The sequence below is a fragment of the Tautonia plasticadhaerens genome (genome assembly GCF_007752535.1).
Taxonomy (GTDB): Bacteria; Planctomycetota; Planctomycetia; order Isosphaerales; family Isosphaeraceae; genus Tautonia; species Tautonia plasticadhaerens.
Window position 1 is genome coordinate 248,144 of record NZ_CP036427.1, and the last position, 16,194, is coordinate 264,337.

Genomic DNA, 16,194 nt, shown 5'->3' on the forward strand with positions numbered 1-16,194 from the left:
CGTCCTGCTGGCCGTTGCAAGCAGAAGATAATTTTGATCATAGCGGTATTCCCCTCCCGAGTTGAGAGGTGACATGCAGTAATATTCGGGCGGAGCAGGGAAGTACGATCCGGAGGACTAGTGAAGCGTCACTCGTTAATCTTCGGGTAGAGGTGCCTCAGCTTGATCCGGGCGTCCTCGGTGGTGAAGTGCCACTCGACGCCCACCTGTTTGGCGTTCCGGCGCTCGCCCCAGGCGCCGGCCTCCCCGGCCACCTCGTCCTGCACCGCGATGCGCCGGTCCAGGCACTGCCGCGTCAACACCGACAGCTCGATCTCGGCGACGTTCAGCCAGCTGCCGTGCTTCGGCGTGTGCACCAGCTCCAGTCGCCGCGCCAACCGCAAGGCCTCGGCCGGCTCGAACGCCTTGTACAGCGACGCCAGCGAATGGGTCACGAGGTTGTCGCAGACCAGCGTGATCCGCTCGGCCTCGGCGTGGCGCGGGTCGTCCACCAGCCGCTGCACCCGGTGGGCCCAGTCCACGGCCGTCTTCGCCTCGGTCACGCGCACGTCGCGCCAGCCGGCCAGCGGCTCGACGAACATCCACACCGTGCAGGTCCCCTCGCGGACATACTCGTAGTCGACCCGGGCCGGGCGTCCGGGCGCCGCCGGCGATGGCCGCCGCGCCTCGGCGATCAGCTGCTTGGGCTGTTCGTCCATGCAGACGACGGGGCGCCTCGGATCATACGGGCGCCGGTAGGCCTCCAGGACCTGCTCCATCTGGCAGACGAAGGCCGCGTCCTGCTCCGGCGGGATGCACCACATCCGCCTGAGCCACGGCTTCAGCGCGCTTTTTTCAAAGAGCGGCGGACGGTCTCGTGCGAGACCGCCGCGACGACCTCCAACTCCACCAGGCGCTCGGCCAGCAGCCGGAGCGACCAGCGGGCCAGGCCCCTGGGCGGCTGCGAGCAGGCCAGGGCCGTCAACCGCGCCTCGTTCTCGCCGCCGAGTTTGGGGACCGCCGACGGGGTCCGCGGCCTGCGCTGCAGCAGCGCCATCGGCCCGTGCTCGACGGCCCGCTTGCGCCACGACTCCAGGCTGCGGGTCGTGACGCCGAACGCCTCGGCGATCTTCGCGTCGGGCCAGGCCGGCCCGTCGGGCCCCTGGTCGCACTTGAGCAGGGCCTGAGCCCGCTGCACCTTCCAGCCGGCGATGTTGCCCTTGCGGACCAGGCGAGCCAGCTCGGCCCGCTCTTCGGCCGTCAGCTTCAGGACGTACTTCTTTGCCATGGCAACCCCCCCGGCGAGCCACGATGCGGCCGGACAAGGGGGGTCATTTTACCCGAAAATCAGCGAGTGACGCTTCACTAGTAGTCGGCCACCGATGACTTGAGGGCTGTGTCGGAATCGGTTCTCCTGGGGCGATAACCGCTTCAGGAGAACCGACTTGAAGAAGTACATCGTCACGCTGACGGCCGAGGAACGCCAGGACCTCCACGAGCTCATCGCGGCGGGGAAGGCCGCCGCGAAGAAGCTGGCCCACGCCCGCATCCTGCTCAAGGCCGACGCCGCCGAGGGCGGCCCCGCCTGGCCCGACGGGCGGATCGCCGAGGCCGTCGAGGTCAGCGTCGCCACCATCGAGCGGGTCCGCCAGCGGTTCGTCGAGCAGGGCCTGGAGGCGGCCCTGGTCCGCAAGAAGCAGGCCCGCCCCAGCCGAGAGCGGGCCCTGGACGGGCGGGCCGAGGCGCAGTTGATCGCCCTGGCCTGCTCCGCGCCGCCGGACGGCCGCAAGGCCTGGACGATGCGGCTGCTGGCCGACACGCTCGTCGAGCTGGAGGTCGTCCCCACGATCTCCGACGAGACGGTGCGGCGCGCTTTGAAAAAAGCGAACTGAAGCCGCACCTGAAGGAGCAGTGGTGCATCCCGCCGGAGGCGAACGCCGAGTTCGTGGCGGCGATGGAGGACGTGCTGGACGTCTACCACCGCCCCTACGACGAGAAGCGGCCGCTGGTCTGCCTCGACGAGGCGAGCAAGCAACTCCTCGGCGAGGTGATCCAGCCGATCCCGGCCGCCCCCGGCCAGCCGGGGCGGTTCGACTACGAGTCCGTCCGCAACGGGACGGCCAACCTGTCCATGATCTCCGAGCCGCTGCTGGGCTGGCGGGCGGTGAAGGTAACCGAGCGTCGGACGGCGGTGGACTTCGCCGAGGTGGTCCGCTGGCTGGTCGAGGAGGTGCACGCGGAGGCGGAGAAGGTCGTCCTGGTGATGGACAACCTGAACACGCACAAGCTGGCCTCGCTGTACGAGGCCTTCCCGCCGGAGCAGGCGAGGCGGATTGCCGAGCGATTGGAGATCCATCACACGCCGAAGCATGGCAGCTGGCTGAACATGGCGGAGATCGAGCTGTCGGTGCTGGCCCGGCAGTGCCTGGATCGACGGATCGAGTCGCCCGAGGAGCTTCGCCGCGAGGTGGAGGCGTGGGAGGAGGACCGCAACGAGCGTGGGGTCGAGGTGGAGTGGCAGTTCACCACGGCGGACGCCCGGATCAAGCTGCACCGGCTATACCCGACAACTCAATAGAGGTCGACTACTAGCCTCGGGCGGTCTGAAGGCTCATAAAATGTGATCATTCGCCCTACAGCAGCCAATGGGGATTCGCCCCGGTCAGGTCGATGAATCGTAGGAGCACCACGGCAGGGATGCGAGTGCCGGACTCGTAACGTCGCCAGGAGCGGGTGGATCAGCCGGAGTCGCTCGCCATCCTCGGCTTGGATGCCACATGGATGGATGTTTCCCGAAGGACGTAGGTCTCATCCGGCCGTATGTGACACCATGATGCCGGGGATCGAAGGTCGTGGGGTTGCCGGGGAGCGGTCTCCGAGCCGATCTCGGCCCCTGCTCCGTCGCCAGCTTCGCGGGCGTGTAACTCCCTATCGGGGGCAACGATGTCCTCGAAAATGCGGGATTGGTGCCTTCGGCCCAGCAAGGTCATCCCGTCGAACGTTCGCTCGATTCGCCCATAATTCCAGAGCACGGACTCGGTCGACCGACGGATGCCCTGCCACGGCAGCGTGCTCCCGCATCAGCGACCGCAGCCGGTTGCGATTCCGCCGAGTCCAGCGAATCTTCTCGGTGGCCCAGTTCGGCCCCGACCTCGGCCGGATCGTCCGGAGGAGCCCCTCGAAGTCGGCCAACTTGTCTTCCGCGAAAATGAGGCAGACGTACTTGAGGTATCCCATCGCCCTCGCCCTCCATATGGTCGGTTTGGGATTGGTCGATGGTGTGCGTCGTGGGGCATCGTCTGCGAGAAGCAGCCGGCGTGCCGCCCTTCCAGGCGAGACGCCAGGCCGGAGTCGCCCAGGCGGGAGAAACGGCAGAATCCGCAATCGATGACACGGTTGGAGGGGCATCACCTCCACGCATCAATCCCGGAAGGCTGGCGGAGCTTGAGTCTGCGGCCATGAAACTCCCGGTCGTGCAGTGCCGCGATGGCTGCACGGGCCTCGCCGACGCTGCCCATCACGACGCAGCACGCCCCGCCGATGCGGTGCCCGTCGGGTTCGAATTCGGCCCAGCGATACCGGACTTCTCCGAAGGGCCTGAAGAGGTCATCGAGGTCGTGCAACGAGGCATCGCCCCGGAGTCCGTCCACGCAAACGAAGCAACTCCCCTCCGTCAGAAAGCCATCGAACTCCCGACTCGACTCGCCGAACACCGACCCGAAGTACTCCCAGACGCCATCCGCCCGAGCGACCCGATACATCCCCCAATACATGGCATCGATCGCCAGGATACGCCCCTCCTCGCGGATTCGCTCCGCCTCGAAGGCGAAGAAGTCGGGCAGGAACTTGGCGATCTTGGCGGCCTGGGCCTCGTTGTCCATGTAGGCCCCCCCGTGGGCGAGCCGGAAGTAGAGCCGGCTGCAGCCGTCGTCACGGGCATAGTAAAAGGCGAAACTGTTGACGCCGTGCCCCCAGGCTCCGACCAGGAAGTAGCCGGGATACGAGCCGGCGGCGATGGAATCGACCTGTCCCGAGTAGAGGACGGGTCGCTCCTTTGCCTCCCGAGTCCCGTAGAGCATCGCCGGCCCGTCGAAGATGCGGACGATAGGCCGGTCGGGGATCGGCAGCACGGAGAAGGGGATGCCTAACGTCTGCTCGAACGCCTGCCGGAGGTCGTCCATCCGGATACCAACTCCCTTCGCGACGATCCGTCCGGGCAGGAGATCATCCCTCGCCATCTGTCGTGAGGAGGACGGAAGGGAAGTCCCGCCTCGACCGTCTCCCTGGCAACTTACCCTCGTTCTGTCTCGGCACGCCCCTCCAGCATCACCTCGTGCAGGACATGTTGCAAGGTTTTCGGCGGGCGTAGCTCGCCGGCGTGATCCTGGAGTTTGACGGTCGTGGCGTTGCCGAGTGGAGACGGTGGCCTTGTTGCCAGGGGAGCGGTGACCGGACGATCGTCGTCCCTGCTCCGCCGCCCTCCTCGCGGGCGTGATCCCCTTCGGAGGCGATGGCTGAGATTCTCGCGTTCGTCTAGGGCGAATCGCTCCTCAATGTGAGGGCGAGAAACAAAAAAAGGGCCACCCCGAGTCGGGATGGCCCTCGATAGCTCTGAGAGTCGACCATTTGGTCGACCGATTTGGTCAGGGAATTGGTAAGGAGCAAAGGAAGCCGATTGGTAAGAATCAGCCTCGTCGTATCTCCTTGCCCAATATCACTTTGAAATGGGCGGCACTGGACTCGAACCAGTGACTTCCACCGTGTGAAGATGGCGCTCTAACCAACTGAGCTAGCCGCCCTTGACCTTAGGAAAAGTTTATAACAAGTCGGGGCGATTGATTCAAGGAGGTGACCTGCCCCCTTCAAACGAGTCCAGCTTCGATGTGATGATCGAGGCGATATTCAGCGAAGGGGACGCATCATGGCGAAGCGGCAGCGCCACACGCCCGAGCAGGTCATCGCCAAGCCCCGCGAGGCCGAGGTCGAGACGGCCAGGGGGGTGGCCCTCGCCCAGGCCCGCAAGGACTGGCGATCACCGAACAGACCGACTCCCGCTGGCGCAAGGAGTACGGCGGGAGGGAGCTCGACCGGGCCAGGCGCCTCAAGCAGCTCGGAGGCGAGAACGCGCGCCTGAAGCGGCTGCTGGCCGACGCCGAGCTGGACAAGGCCATCCTCCGGGAGGCGGCCTCGGGGAGATACTGGGCCCGGCGAAGCGGCGCGAGGCGGTCGAGCATGTCCGGAGCGTGCTCGGCCCGGATCGCGCCTCGCAACGCCGGGCGTGCCGGGCCCTGGGGCAACCGCGCTCCAACCGGCGGCGGACGCCCCTCGTGCCCGACGACGAGCCGAGGCTGGTGGCCCGGATGGTGGAGCTGGCCGCCGAGTAGGTAGTGCATCCTGGTTTCTGTAAATTCGGGTCGGCTTGAAGCGGCGGGCCACCGCCGGTTCCCTTGGAAGGTGCCAACCAGACCAAGGAGACCACCGACGATGACCCACCAGATGCAGACTACCACCCTGGATGAGATCGCGGAATTGCTGGCCGAGCACGGCTCCGACGGCCTGGCCCAGGCCGTCACCCGCCTGCTCAACGAGGTCATGAAGATCGAACGGGCCCACGCCCTCGGGGCCGCACCCTACCAACGGTCCGAGCAACGGACGGGCCATGCCAACGGCTTCAAGCCCAAGACGCGGCACACCCGGCTCGGGCCGCTGACCGTCGAGGTCCCCCAGACCCGGGGCGTTGCCTTCTACCCGACGGCCCTGGATAAGGGTGTCCGCGGCGAGCGGGCCCTGAAGCTGGCGGTGGCCGAGAGGGACGTGCCGGGCGTCTCCACCCGCAAGGTGGCCGCCATCACCGAGCAGCTCTGCGGCCTGGAGGTCACCAGCGGCGAGGTCAGCCGGGCCGCCGCCGCCCTGGACGAGGAGCTTCAGAGGTGGCGGGATCGCCCGATCGGCGAGACGCCGTACCTGGTCCTCGACGCCCGCTACGAGCACGTCCGGCACGGCGGCCAGGTCGTCTCGTGTGCCGTGCTGGTCGCCATCGGGATCGACACGCAGGGCAAGCGGTCGATCCTCGGCGTGAGCGTCTCGCTGTCCGAGGCGGAGGCCCACTGGCGGGACTTCCTCGCCTCGCTGGCGGGCCGGGGCCTGCACGGCGTGAGGCTCGTCGTCGCCGACGCCTCGTTCGGGGACAACCCCGCCACCTGCGTCCGCCGGCTCACCTCCTCGTTCAGCCGCTCCGGCATGTCGCTCGTCCGCAGCCGCCGCCGGTGGCCCGGCGGCAGCGTGAAGATGGTCAGCCCCTCCGGCACGTCCCGCTCCGGCCACTCGGCCGGCTTCGGGGCCACGGCCCGGCACCTCTTCGCCGCCAGGCCCAGTCGCCGCTCGGCCTCGCCGCGATCCGGGGCGTCGAAGACCGCCCGCGGGCCGGCGGCGACCTCCGGCGGCAGCGACGGCCTCGGCACGTAGGCCGGGGCGTCCTCCGCCGGGGGGGACTGGCCCCGCTGCCACGGCACGCCGGTCAGCCGGGCGGCCAGGGCCTGCTCCCGGCCGGCGTGGGCGTCGCCGGTGGGCATCTCGACCCCGTGCGGCCCACGGGCCTGCAGCGAGGCCGGGAAGCCCCGCCAGTGGACCTCCGCCTCCGCCATCGAGACGCCGACCCCGGGGATCGACCGCCGGCCCTCGGGATCGATGCCGATGGCCGTCAGCACCGCACACGAGGCGATCGAGCCGCCGAGGCGGACCTCCTCGTCGCGGGCATCCGGGATCGGGTACGGCGCCTCCCCCGGCGGGCGGCCCCGCCACCCCTCCGGCCCCTCGTCGAGGGCCCCGGCGGCCCGGCTGACCTGACTGCCGGTGACCTCCGACCCGCGGGGCTGCTCGGCGATGGCGGCCCCCATGCCGGTCGAGACGCCCGGCCCGTCCCTCTCGGCGACGGCCGGCTTCGACGCCCGCTCGCCGCGGACGCCCCTCTCCAACGCCGAGGGATAGGAGTCGAGGCCTCGGGCCTGCGGCACCCGGACGGCGATCGGCCCCATCGGGGTGTGCCGCGTCTCGGGCTTGGAGCCGTTGGCGGAGCCCTTGCGTGCCTCGGATCGCCGGTGGGGGGCGGCCCCGAGGGCCTGGGTCCGCTCCCGCTTCATGAGCTCGTCGCGCAGGACGCCGATGGCCTGGGCCATGCCGTCGGAGCCATGCTCGGCCAGCAGTTCCATGGCCTCGTCGATGGCGGCAGGTTGATCCTGGTGGGTCATCGTCGGTGGCCTCCCTGGGGTCGGTCGGCACTTTCCGGGGGGACCGGCGGTGACCCGCCGCTTCAAGCCGAGCCCTCGCCCAGGCGGGCGGGGAATTTACAGAAACCAGGATGCACTATCCAGACGAACTGGAACGCCGCCGTCGCCGAGCCGTCGAACTGATGCAGCAGGGCGAGTCCCCCACCGTCATCGCTCGCATCCTCGGCGTCTGCCGTACCTCGTTGTATCGCCGGCTCGGCATGGCCAAGGACTCCCCCGAGGCCCTGGCCGCCAAGCCGCATCCCGGCCCGACGCCCCGGCCCTCCGACGAGCGGCTCCGGGAGCTCGAGGACTTGCTGCCGCGGGGGGCCAGGGCCCACGGCTGGCCCAACGACCCGCGGAGTGCCCAGCGGGTCGCCGAGGTCATCCGCCGCCGCTTCGGCGTCACCTACCACGTCGAGCACGCCCGCAAGCTCATCCGACGGCGGCTGAACCGGACCAGCCAGAAGCCGCAGAGGCGGGCCGAGCAGCGCAACGAGGAGGGGATCGCCCGCTGAAGGGCCGAGGTGCCGCCCCGGATCGTCGAGCGGGCCGAGCAGCGGAAGGCCCGACTCGTCTTCCTCGACGAGTCGGGGTCCCCGCTCGAGCCGGTGGCCCGCCGCACCTACGCCCCCGGGGGAAAGGCCCCGATCCAGGGGGCGTGGCATCGCAAGGGCCGGATCTCGGCGATCGGCGCCGTGGCCGTCAGCCCGGTGCTCCGGCGGCCCAACCTCGTCTTCCGGTTGCTGCCGGACGACGCCAACGCCCACGGGGAGGACACGGTCTCCTTCCTGGCCCGGCCCCGGGGCCGGCTCCGGGGGCCGATGACGATCCTCCGGGACCGGGGCGGGATCCATAAGCGGTCGAGGGTGGTGAAGGCGTACCAGGCCAAGCATCCGGGGATCGAGGCCGAGGACTTCCCCGGCTACGCCCCGGATGCGAATCCGGACGAAGGGGTGTGGGGCGACACCGAGTACCCGCGATTGCCGAGCTATGCGCCCGAGGACACCCGAGAGCTCCGGCTCCGGCTGTGGGACGAGTCCTCGGCCTTGCGGCAGCGACCGGACCTGCTGGCCTCGTTCATCCGCCACGCCGGGATCCCACTCCGGTTGGAGTCCTTGTCTCTTTGGCAAGGCTGGGCTCAGTAATCCGGCGAGCCGGCCCTTGCTCGCCCAGGTCCGCGGCAGCCGGTGGAGTTCGCGCAACCGCCGCAGTTCGGCGGCGTCGGCCCAGATCACGTGGTGCCCCTCGGCGTCCCGGCGCACCGTCAGCCAGCCGGCTCGCAGCCACCGCCGCACCGTGTCCCGCGGCATCCCCAGCCGCCGCGCCAGGCCCATCGACCGGTATTCGTCCCGGCCCAGCCCCGAGGCACTGCCGTGGCGCTGCCGCCGCTCCAGCCCCAGCCGCGACGTCAGCCGCAGCACCATCCCCCCGGTGAATCGGTCCGTCCGCTTCGGCGGATGGAACCCCTCGGCATTGAGCCGCTCGGCGATCGCCGCCGAGCTGAGCCGCTCGCGGCACAATGACCGCAGACGCTCGACCAGCCGCGGATACTCGCTTCGCAGGTCATATCGCGTCACCGGACGGTCCGGCGTGTGCGACTGGACCAGGCCACCGACCCACCTCAGCTCAACGTCGACCCGCTCGCTGGCCTTGTCCACCGTGACGCACACCTGTTCGATCAAGAGCCTGGCGATCCGTTGCCGCTCGGCGGGCGAGGCCGTGGCCGCCTCCCACACCGCGGGCAGGTCGGCGGCCAGGGCGCGGATCGCCGCCTCGTCGTCGGGCGCGAGGCGGCCCGGGGCAGACCGCTGCCAGAGCCCGGATTCGTCATCGACCTGCCGCTGGGCCTCCAACGCCTCCTCCCACCGGCGCTCCAGTGCGCGGCCCACGAGCCGGTTCTCCGGCTCGCACGCCTGGTACTGCCGCGCCGCCCGCTCGGCCTCGTACCGCACCCGCACCCGCCGCAGTTGCCAATGCCGGGCCAACTCGGCCCGCTCGCGCTCGACCTCGGCCGCCGCCGCCAGGCTCGCCTCCAACGCCGCCGGCTCCACCGCCGCCAGGATCTGCTTGCGGACCAGGTCGCCGATCACCGCCCCCGAGAGGCACTGGCAGAGCGGCTCGGCGTAGTCGGCCGTCCCGCGCGTGCAGATGTAGCCTTGGCGGCCCTTCGGCCCCGAGTACCGCACGATCATCCGCCGCCCGCACCGGCCGCAGCGCAGCAGCCCCGCCAGCAGCGACGGGCCCTGCCGCGGCGCCCCCGGGCCGTCGCACCGCGCCCGGTTGGCCGCGAGCCGGTCCCGATTTGACCGGAAGCGGTCCCAGGTGATGTACGCCGGCAGCCGGCCGCGGATCAGGACCAGGCAGTCCTCCGGCCGGCGGATCAGCCTGCCGGTGTTCGGCCGGCCCGGCTGCTTGCGCCGCGGGTCGACCGGCCGGTGTCCGAAGCGGTCGGCCCCGGCATACGCCGGGTGGTGGGGCAGGTTCTGCAAGGTCGCCCGATTCGGCCGCCGCCATCCCAGCTCGCCGCGATTGGGGCCGTGGCCCGGCCGGACCGGGATGCGGACCGTGTGGTGGACCAGGTAGCGGAGCAGGCCGTGCGACGTGGACTCGCGGTCGAACTGATCGAAGATCAGGCGCACGGTGGCCTGGACCTGCTCGTCGGGGTCGATCGCCCACTCCGCCGATGCGAGCCTGATGTAGCCGATCGGCGGGATGCCCCTCAGCGCGCCACGGCGGGCCTTGTTGAGCTTGCCCTGGTACATCCGCTCCTTGAGGATATGGAGTTCCGCCTCGCTCATCATCCCGTGCAGGCCCGGGAGGAGGCGGTCGTCGTGGTCGGTCGGGTCGTACAGGCCGTCAGCGTCGGCCAGTAGGGTGCGGAAGCGGGCACACAGCTCCAGCAGCTGATGCCAATCCCGGCACGAGCGGGCCAGGCGGCTCGCCTCCAGCCCGAGGATCAGGCCGACGCGGTCCAGGGCCACCTCGGCCAGCAGCCGCTGGAAGCCGGGGCGGCCTTCAACCGACTGGCCGCTCCTGCCCAGGTCGTCGTCGACGATCGTGATCCGCTCCCGCGGCCAGCCCAGCTCAACGGCGCGGTCGGCCAGGGCGTACGGGCGGGCGGTCGACTCCTGGTGATCGGCGACCTGCTGAGGGGCGGACTGGCGAACGTAGACGAAGGCCGAGCGATCGAGGTGCCAGGACCGGATCTTGGACGATCGGGGGGGATCAGTCATGGCCGGCCTCCCCGAGGCGCCTTGCCTCGTGGAGCCGGGCGGGCAGCCTGCCGAGCAGGTCGCGGGGCTGCTGCCTCGTGTCGGCCGGGAGCCGGGACCACGGCCCCGGGCTCGGGAGCGGCCTCGGATCGGTCGGGGTGCTCAGGCGCGGGGGGGAGCGGTGCGTCGTGCGGCGGGGGGCATGCGATCTCTCCCGGTGAAATGGTCAGATGGTTTCGGCACCACGCGGCCAGTTCGAGCAGTGCGGTGACGCCGATCGTAACCGGCGCCGGGGGCCGCGCACCACCCGTCGCTTGAGGTGGAGTCTGCTTGGCACATCTCCACCGGCCAGCGAGTCCCAGCCGCGGCGACCAGCCGCTCGAGCGTCGTGCCGGGCGACCCGCCGCAGAGGAAGTAGGCCACCTCCTCCGGGTCGTCGACGCCGCGCCGCACCAGCAGCCGGCGGGCATATTCCTCGGGCTCGGGGCTGTTGATCGGGTGGATCGCCCAGTCGAAGGCCCGCGGCCCCTTGGACCCATCACCGCAGCTGAGCCGATGCCACGCCGCGGCGGGCGCCTCGGCCCGCAGCCTCGCGACGCGGACCTGGCGGAAGCCGACCCGGACCGACTGGTCGCTCCGCACGCCGACGACATACCCAAGCCCCCGGCGCTCGATCGCCGAGCGGAACTTGGAATCCGAGCCGTAGACGGCATCGGCCGTCCCCCAGGCGGCGGGGACGCCGGCGTCCAGGGCCCGCTCGACCATCCTCCGGGCCTGGGCCGTCTTCGGGGCGAAGCGGATCTCCTCCGGCACACCGGCGGCCCGTCGGCGATCGGCGTCCTCGGCCCACTCCTCGGGCAAGTACAGCTCGCCGTCGAGGAAGGCCCGCCCCTTCGGCGTGGCATGGGCCAGGAAGACGCCGACCTGGCAGTTCTCGATCCGCCCGGCCGTGCCCGAGTACTGCCGCCGCACACCGACGCTCTTGGTCCCCTTCTTGAGGAAGCCGGTCTCGTCGACGATCAGCACGCCGTCCGGGTGGCCGAGGTGCTCGGCGACGTTGGATCGCAGGTCGTCGCGAACGGCGTCGGGGTCCCAGTCGGCCCGCGAGAGCAGGTGCTGCACGCCGTAGGGGCGGTCGTCACCGGCGTGCTCGGCCAGTTGCCAGCCGTTCTTGCGCTCGACGACGCTCAGCAGGCCGCGGAGGTACTCCCCCGCGCGGCGCCGGGGCTCCGAGCGGGCGAAGTGCCTGCCGATCCGCCCGGCCACCGCATCCAGTTCGTCGGCCCAACCGCGGACCGACTCGAGAGTCGGGAGGCTGGGCGAGTGCGTCGTCTTGGTCGCCACGGCAGTCCCTCCGTGCAGGTGCCGTGGCCATCATACCAAGTACGACTGTAGGACTAATTTCCCGGATCAGTGGGCCAACTCCCCTAGACTCGCCCCGGACAAGTTGTTATTTTTGGCGACTGCGGGTCGATGATGACCCGAGGGCCGGAGACCGGCCGAATCCTTTCGACCGATTCCAGGGGTAGCCCCATGCGCACGACCGCTGCGTCCGTCGGGGATCGTCCAGGCGTCTCGGATGAGCAGGGGAAGGTCACTTGCCCCTGCTGCGGCGAGGCGCTCGACCTGACCCGGCCCGACCCCCGGCACGCCGAGATGCTGCTCGGGCTCTGCCCCGGATGCCCGAGCTGGACGCTCATCGACGCGCGGGACGGCTCCGTGGTCGACTTGATCGCGGTCCGGCTGCCGGCCCGGCCGCCGTCCTCCCTCCGGATCGCCAGGCCTCTCCTGGCCCGTCCCGACCCCGCACTCCCCCGGGCCGCAGCCCTCTGAAACTTGCTCGCCTGGGAGACTTGCCTTGGGGCCTGGGAGGCCGGGGGCTCGTCCGCGAGCCCCGGCCTCCCAGGGGTGGTCGATCCAGACAATCCCGGATGACGGCCTTCACGAGCGGACCGACCGGCGAGCGCCGTTCCGGGGCCCCGCTCCAGTCTCGTCGGCGGCCTCGCCTCGGCGTCCGAGTGATCGGCGATGTCCCGGGGGGCCGTCCAGGAGGCCACCTACCGCCTTCGAAGGCGAGGCCGGGAAGGCCATTCGCTTGGTGGTCGCCGAGCCCGTCGAGCAACCCCGGCCGGCCGACGACGGGCCCCGGGGCCTCTCCGACGCCCCCTCTCGCCTCGGTCGGGACGGTCAGCCCGTAGGCCGATCGGGCCTCGGGACTCGGATCTCGGGGCCAGTTCGGCCCGATTATCGGCCCGGCAGAACGCCCTCGTCGGCCTCCCCCGGAAGGATGATCATCCCCACCGCCTCGACCCGGCCGGCCCGGTCCACCTCCCGCACCCGCAGCGCGATCGGCCCGAAGACGACGAGTTGCCCGGGATCCGCCCGCTCGACCCCGAGGCGATCGCGGATCGCCTCGTCCAGCGTTTGCTCCGGCGGCGAGTCCATCTGGACGCCATAGAACGCCTCCAACTCGCTCACCCTCGCCCCCCCGCGGAGCGGGAACTCGACCTCGGGCGGGAGGGCGACCGACACCGTCTCCCTGCCGAGGACCCGGTCGACCAGCGGTCTCGCCTGGGGCGCCATCACGACGATCGCGTGGTCACCGACCTCCAACCGAGTGCTCCCCTGCGGGGGGACGATCCGCTCTCCCCGGGCGATGATCGCGATCACCGCCCCCTGGGGCAGGGCCAGTTCTCGGACCTGCCGGCCCGCGGCGCGCGAGCCGGGCTCGACGAAGTAATCGACCACCTCCCCCTCGACGTGCCGCAGGGAGCTGATCTCCAGGGCCACCGGCGGCGCCGGTTCGGTCGGGCGCTGCAGTCCCAGCCGTCGAGCGAGCGGGGACAGCGTCCAGCCCTGCACCAGGGCCGACACCAGCACCACGAAGAAGACCACGTCGAAGATCGGCTCGGCCCCGGGCAGCCCGAACAGGAAGGGGAAGGTCGCGAGGGTGATCGGCACGGCGCCCTTCAGCCCGCCCCAGGAGAGGAAGCACAACTCTCGCCACCCGAATCGGAACGGCAACAGGGTCAGGGCGACCGCCAGCGGGCGGGCGACGAAGACCAGGATCGCGGCCATCAGCATCCCCTGCGGCGCGACCCCGAGCAGTCGGCTCGGGAAGCTGAGCAGGCCGAGGACCACGAACATGACGATTTGGGCCAGCCAGGCCCCGGCGTTGTGGAACAGGAAGATGCCCCGCTTGCAGACGATCCGGCGGTTGCCGATGACGATGCCCGCCAGGTAGACCGACAGGAACCCGCTCCCGCCCAGGGCGGCCGCGATCCCGAAGGCCAGCAGCCCGCACGTGCTGGCCAGCACGGGGTAGAGCCCCTCGGCCTCCAGCCGCATGCGGTTGATCAGCGTGACCCCGGCGAAGCCGACCGCCAGTCCGGCGATCGTCCCCCAGAGAGCCTGGCGGGCGAGCAGGCCGAGCAAGTCGGGGCCGAGCGCCATCTCCCCCAGGATCACCTGGATGAGGCCGAGCGTCAGGAAGATCGCCATCGGGTCGTTGGAGCCGCTCTCGACCTCGAGCGTGGCGCCGAGCCGGTCGGGCAAGCGAATGCCTCCGGAGCGGAGCGCGGCGAAGACGGCCGCCGCGTCGGTCGAGCCGACGATGCTGCCCAGCAGCATGCCCTGGACGGGGCTGAAGCCGAGAAGCCAGGTGGCGACGGCGCCGGTGACGGCCGCGGTGATCACCACGCCGGCGGAGGCCAGGGCCAGCGCCGGCCTCCAGGCGATGCGGAAGGCCGTCATCGGCGTGTTCAGGCCGCCGTCGAAGAGGATCACCGCCAGGGCCAGCGTGCCGATCGCGTGCGCCAGCGCATAGCTATCGAACACGATACCGCCGATCCCCTCCTCGCCGGCGAGCATCCCCAAGCCCAGGAAGAGGACCAGGACGGGGATGCCGGCCCGGGACGAGAGCTTGCTGGAGGCGATGCCCAGCAGGAGGAGGATGCCGGCGACAAGGATCAGGATATCGACGGGGAACAACGGCGGCGATCCTCCGATACGGCGGGGGTGGGATGAGGGGGAGGTCGACGGCCTCGACTCATTCCCACAACCCCAGGAGCTTCAACACCATCAGGACGAGCCCGGAGCCGACCATCGCCAGCACCAAGTACAGGCCGGCGTTCGACCCGCGGTCGCCGGTGGGATCGCTCTCGGGCGTACGTCCGGGTTCGGTCATGGCCATCGTTCGTGAAATCCAAGAGGCGGTTTCGGACGGGGATCGGACCCGGGCGTGGCCGGGCCGGGTGGTTCCGGGCCGGCCGATCGCCCCCATCGTGTCGGGCCTCGGCCTGCGATCGAGGCGGCGGCGAACGTCACCGGGCCGAATGGACACGGACGCCCAATCGCGTCGGGATGGTCCCCACCCCGGGGGCGAGTCGCAATCGTGCAAGGGGACCCGGGGCGCCATCCCGGCCGGGGACGGTTCAGCAGAGGAAGCATTGCAGCCAGGGATGGCGGCGCACGGAGGCGGCCGGGAGCCATTCCGTCCCGAGCCAGGCCGGGCCGTCCGAGGTCGGCGGCGACAGCAAGGGCAGGCGAAATGAGCCCGGCCCGTGCAGCAGATGCGAAGGGCAAGTCTTCGGGCCGGGCGTCGCGGCGAGTCCGGGCCCGGAGGAGACGAGGCATGGGTCGTGGTCGCCCGAGGAACAGGGCGAATGGCTCTGATCCCAGGACGTCCCCGTGAGCCGGGGAGCGAATCCGGGTATGGCCAGCGTGATCGTGAGGATCGTGATCGCGAATCGCCGCATGCTCAAGCCGCCTCCGGCAGCTATCATCGGAGGCCACCGGGTCGAGGTCAATGGAGAGGGTCGGTGGCCGACCATCGTTCCGCCCTCGGGGCCGACCGCGACTCGAGACCAGGGAGGGATGCGTCGTGACGGGACCAGGATGAGTTCCCCGGTTGAGTGATCCGACCCCTCGCGAGCAGGAGCCCCCCGGCCCCAGGACGAACCCCGGTTATCCGGGGGTCGCCTATTGCGCCGAAGGAGACGGATCCGGGTCATCCCTCTGCCGGGCCCGATCGCCGGTCTCGGCGGATCGATGACCGATCATCCGGCGGCCGTGGACGAGGGAGCGGAGTCCGGACTCAGGAATGCTGTCGCCCTGGCGATGCGTCTCCTCCGCCCCGGATTGAGTCGGGAGAACGGAGTCCGGATTCGGGCAATCGACCCGCATCGACGACCTCCTCGTCGGGGGGAGCGAGGCCGCCGCCGACCCCGGCTGGGACGGGATCGCCATGGCCGGCGGGCGTCGCATCGGGTATGCTCGTAGGTGGTGAATCCCCGTCCTCTTCGGGAGCTGGCGATTCGGTGCGGCCGATCACGATCCTGACCCTGATCCCGATCCTCGTCCTTTGCCCCTTCCTCTGCGGGGCGGCGGACTCGGTCTTCCCCGCGACCCGGTCCAATCCGATCTCCGACTCGAAAGGCCCCGACCGGGATTGCTGTCCTGGGGGCGGCGAGGGTCGCACCCAGGACACCGAAGATTGCCTTTGCGAGGGAGTCGTCCAGGCCAATGGGCCTCGGGCCGGCGAGGGCGACGGCGATCACCCCCGCTTGCCGCCCTCCCTCGATCGCCTGCTGCCCGCCGATCATCCCGCCCCCTCCCGCCTCTTGGCCCAACTCTCCCATTTCGGTTTCCTGAGCGGCCGGGCCCCCCATGTCGGCGCATCCCGCATGCGCGCCGTGCTTCAGAACTTCCGCTGCTGAGCGCCTCGTCCCTCGCGC

General features: G+C 70.6%; 12 protein-coding genes, 1 tRNA gene and 3 pseudogenes. 7 read left to right on the top strand and 9 right to left on the bottom strand.

Annotation, left to right across the window (positions count from 1 at the left end; all coding sequences use genetic code 11):
* Positions 1-128: 128 nt before the first annotated feature.
* Positions 129-1,267 (bottom strand): IS630 family transposase gene (locus ElP_RS35455; RefSeq protein ID WP_145267429.1). Its coding sequence is split into 2 segments (ribosomal slippage): positions 129-829 and positions 829-1,267, totalling 1,140 coding nucleotides; the frame shifts between segments, so codons are not numbered across the junction.
* 157 nt (positions 1,268-1,424) lie between these two features.
* Between ElP_RS35455 and ElP_RS35460 the strand changes: the two genes are divergently transcribed.
* Positions 1,425-2,557 (top strand): IS630 family transposase gene (locus ElP_RS35460; protein ID WP_231749285.1). Its coding sequence is split into 2 segments (ribosomal slippage): positions 1,425-1,863 and positions 1,863-2,557, totalling 1,134 coding nucleotides; the frame shifts between segments, so codons are not numbered across the junction.
* Between the two features lie 829 nt (positions 2,558-3,386).
* Here the strand turns inward: ElP_RS35460 and ElP_RS35465 are convergent.
* Entirely contained in the window at positions 3,387-4,160 is a 774-nt protein-coding gene (locus tag ElP_RS35465) for an RNA recognition motif domain-containing protein (protein ID WP_197447160.1), read from the bottom strand.
* Between the two features lie 544 nt (positions 4,161-4,704).
* A tRNA-Val gene (locus ElP_RS35470) sits at positions 4,705-4,778 on the bottom strand.
* A 444-nt stretch (positions 4,779-5,222) separates the two neighbouring features.
* Between ElP_RS35470 and ElP_RS39105 the strand changes: the two genes are divergently transcribed.
* Together ElP_RS39105 and ElP_RS35475 are read left to right on the top strand one after the other, a co-directional pair.
* Positions 5,223-5,363 carry a hypothetical protein gene (locus ElP_RS39105; RefSeq protein WP_197447161.1) on the top strand — a complete coding sequence of 47 codons (141 nt, stop codon included), beginning with the start codon at positions 5,223-5,225 and terminating at the stop codon, positions 5,361-5,363.
* A 100-nt stretch (positions 5,364-5,463) separates the two neighbouring features.
* A pseudogene (locus ElP_RS35475) lies at positions 5,464-6,165 on the top strand (IS256 family transposase); the annotation flags it as partial.
* Here the strand turns inward: ElP_RS35475 and ElP_RS41520 are convergent.
* Positions 6,147-7,226: pseudogene (locus tag ElP_RS41520) on the bottom strand (IS256 family transposase); the annotation flags it as partial. The pseudogenes ElP_RS35475 and ElP_RS41520 sit on opposite strands and share 19 nt — an antisense overlap.
* Positions 7,227-7,387: 161 nt before the next feature.
* Between ElP_RS41520 and ElP_RS41525 the strand changes: the two are divergent.
* From ElP_RS41525 to ElP_RS41535, 3 genes are all read left to right on the top strand, one after another.
* A complete protein-coding gene (locus ElP_RS41525; RefSeq protein ID WP_390836220.1) occupies positions 7,388-7,762 on the top strand; it encodes a winged helix-turn-helix domain-containing protein in 375 nt (124 codons plus the stop codon).
* A gap of 93 nt (positions 7,763-7,855) precedes the next feature.
* The gene (locus ElP_RS41530; RefSeq protein ID WP_390836221.1) at positions 7,856-8,392 is read left to right on the top strand and encodes a transposase; all 537 of its coding nucleotides are present in this window, start codon (positions 7,856-7,858) and stop codon (positions 8,390-8,392) included.
* A 16-nt stretch (positions 8,393-8,408) separates the two neighbouring features.
* Positions 8,409-9,374 carry a hypothetical protein gene (locus ElP_RS41535; protein ID WP_390836189.1) on the top strand — a complete coding sequence of 322 codons (966 nt, stop codon included), beginning with the start codon at positions 8,409-8,411 and terminating at the stop codon, positions 9,372-9,374.
* Here ElP_RS41535 and ElP_RS41540 read toward each other — a convergent pair.
* Both ElP_RS41540 and ElP_RS35495 read right to left on the bottom strand, forming a co-directional pair.
* Positions 9,314-10,480 (bottom strand): annotated as a pseudogene (locus ElP_RS41540) (recombinase family protein); the annotation flags it as partial. The gene ElP_RS41535 and the pseudogene ElP_RS41540 overlap by 61 nt on opposite strands.
* A 141-nt stretch (positions 10,481-10,621) precedes the next feature.
* Positions 10,622-11,803 (bottom strand): IS701 family transposase, encoded by a 1,182-nt coding sequence (locus ElP_RS35495; protein ID WP_197447162.1) that lies wholly within the window; start codon positions 11,801-11,803, stop codon positions 10,622-10,624.
* 189 nt (positions 11,804-11,992) lie between these two features.
* Between ElP_RS35495 and ElP_RS35500 the strand changes: the two genes are divergently transcribed.
* Positions 11,993-12,292 (top strand): hypothetical protein, encoded by a 300-nt coding sequence (locus tag ElP_RS35500; protein WP_145279565.1) that lies wholly within the window; start codon positions 11,993-11,995, stop codon positions 12,290-12,292.
* A 411-nt stretch (positions 12,293-12,703) separates the two neighbouring features.
* Here the strand turns inward: ElP_RS35500 and ElP_RS35505 are convergent, their stop codons facing one another.
* The 3 genes from ElP_RS35505 to ElP_RS35510 form a co-directional block, all read right to left on the bottom strand.
* On the bottom strand, positions 12,704-14,449 hold the full coding sequence (locus ElP_RS35505; protein WP_145279566.1) for a potassium/proton antiporter: 1,746 nt from the start codon (positions 14,447-14,449) through the stop codon (positions 12,704-12,706).
* 58 nt (positions 14,450-14,507) lie between these two features.
* A complete protein-coding gene (locus ElP_RS39110) occupies positions 14,508-14,651 on the bottom strand; it encodes a hypothetical protein (RefSeq protein ID WP_197447163.1) in 144 nt (47 codons plus the stop codon).
* A 241-nt stretch (positions 14,652-14,892) separates the two neighbouring features.
* A complete protein-coding gene (locus tag ElP_RS35510; protein WP_145279567.1) occupies positions 14,893-15,216 on the bottom strand; it encodes a hypothetical protein in 324 nt (107 codons plus the stop codon).
* Positions 15,217-16,194 lie beyond the last annotated feature (978 nt).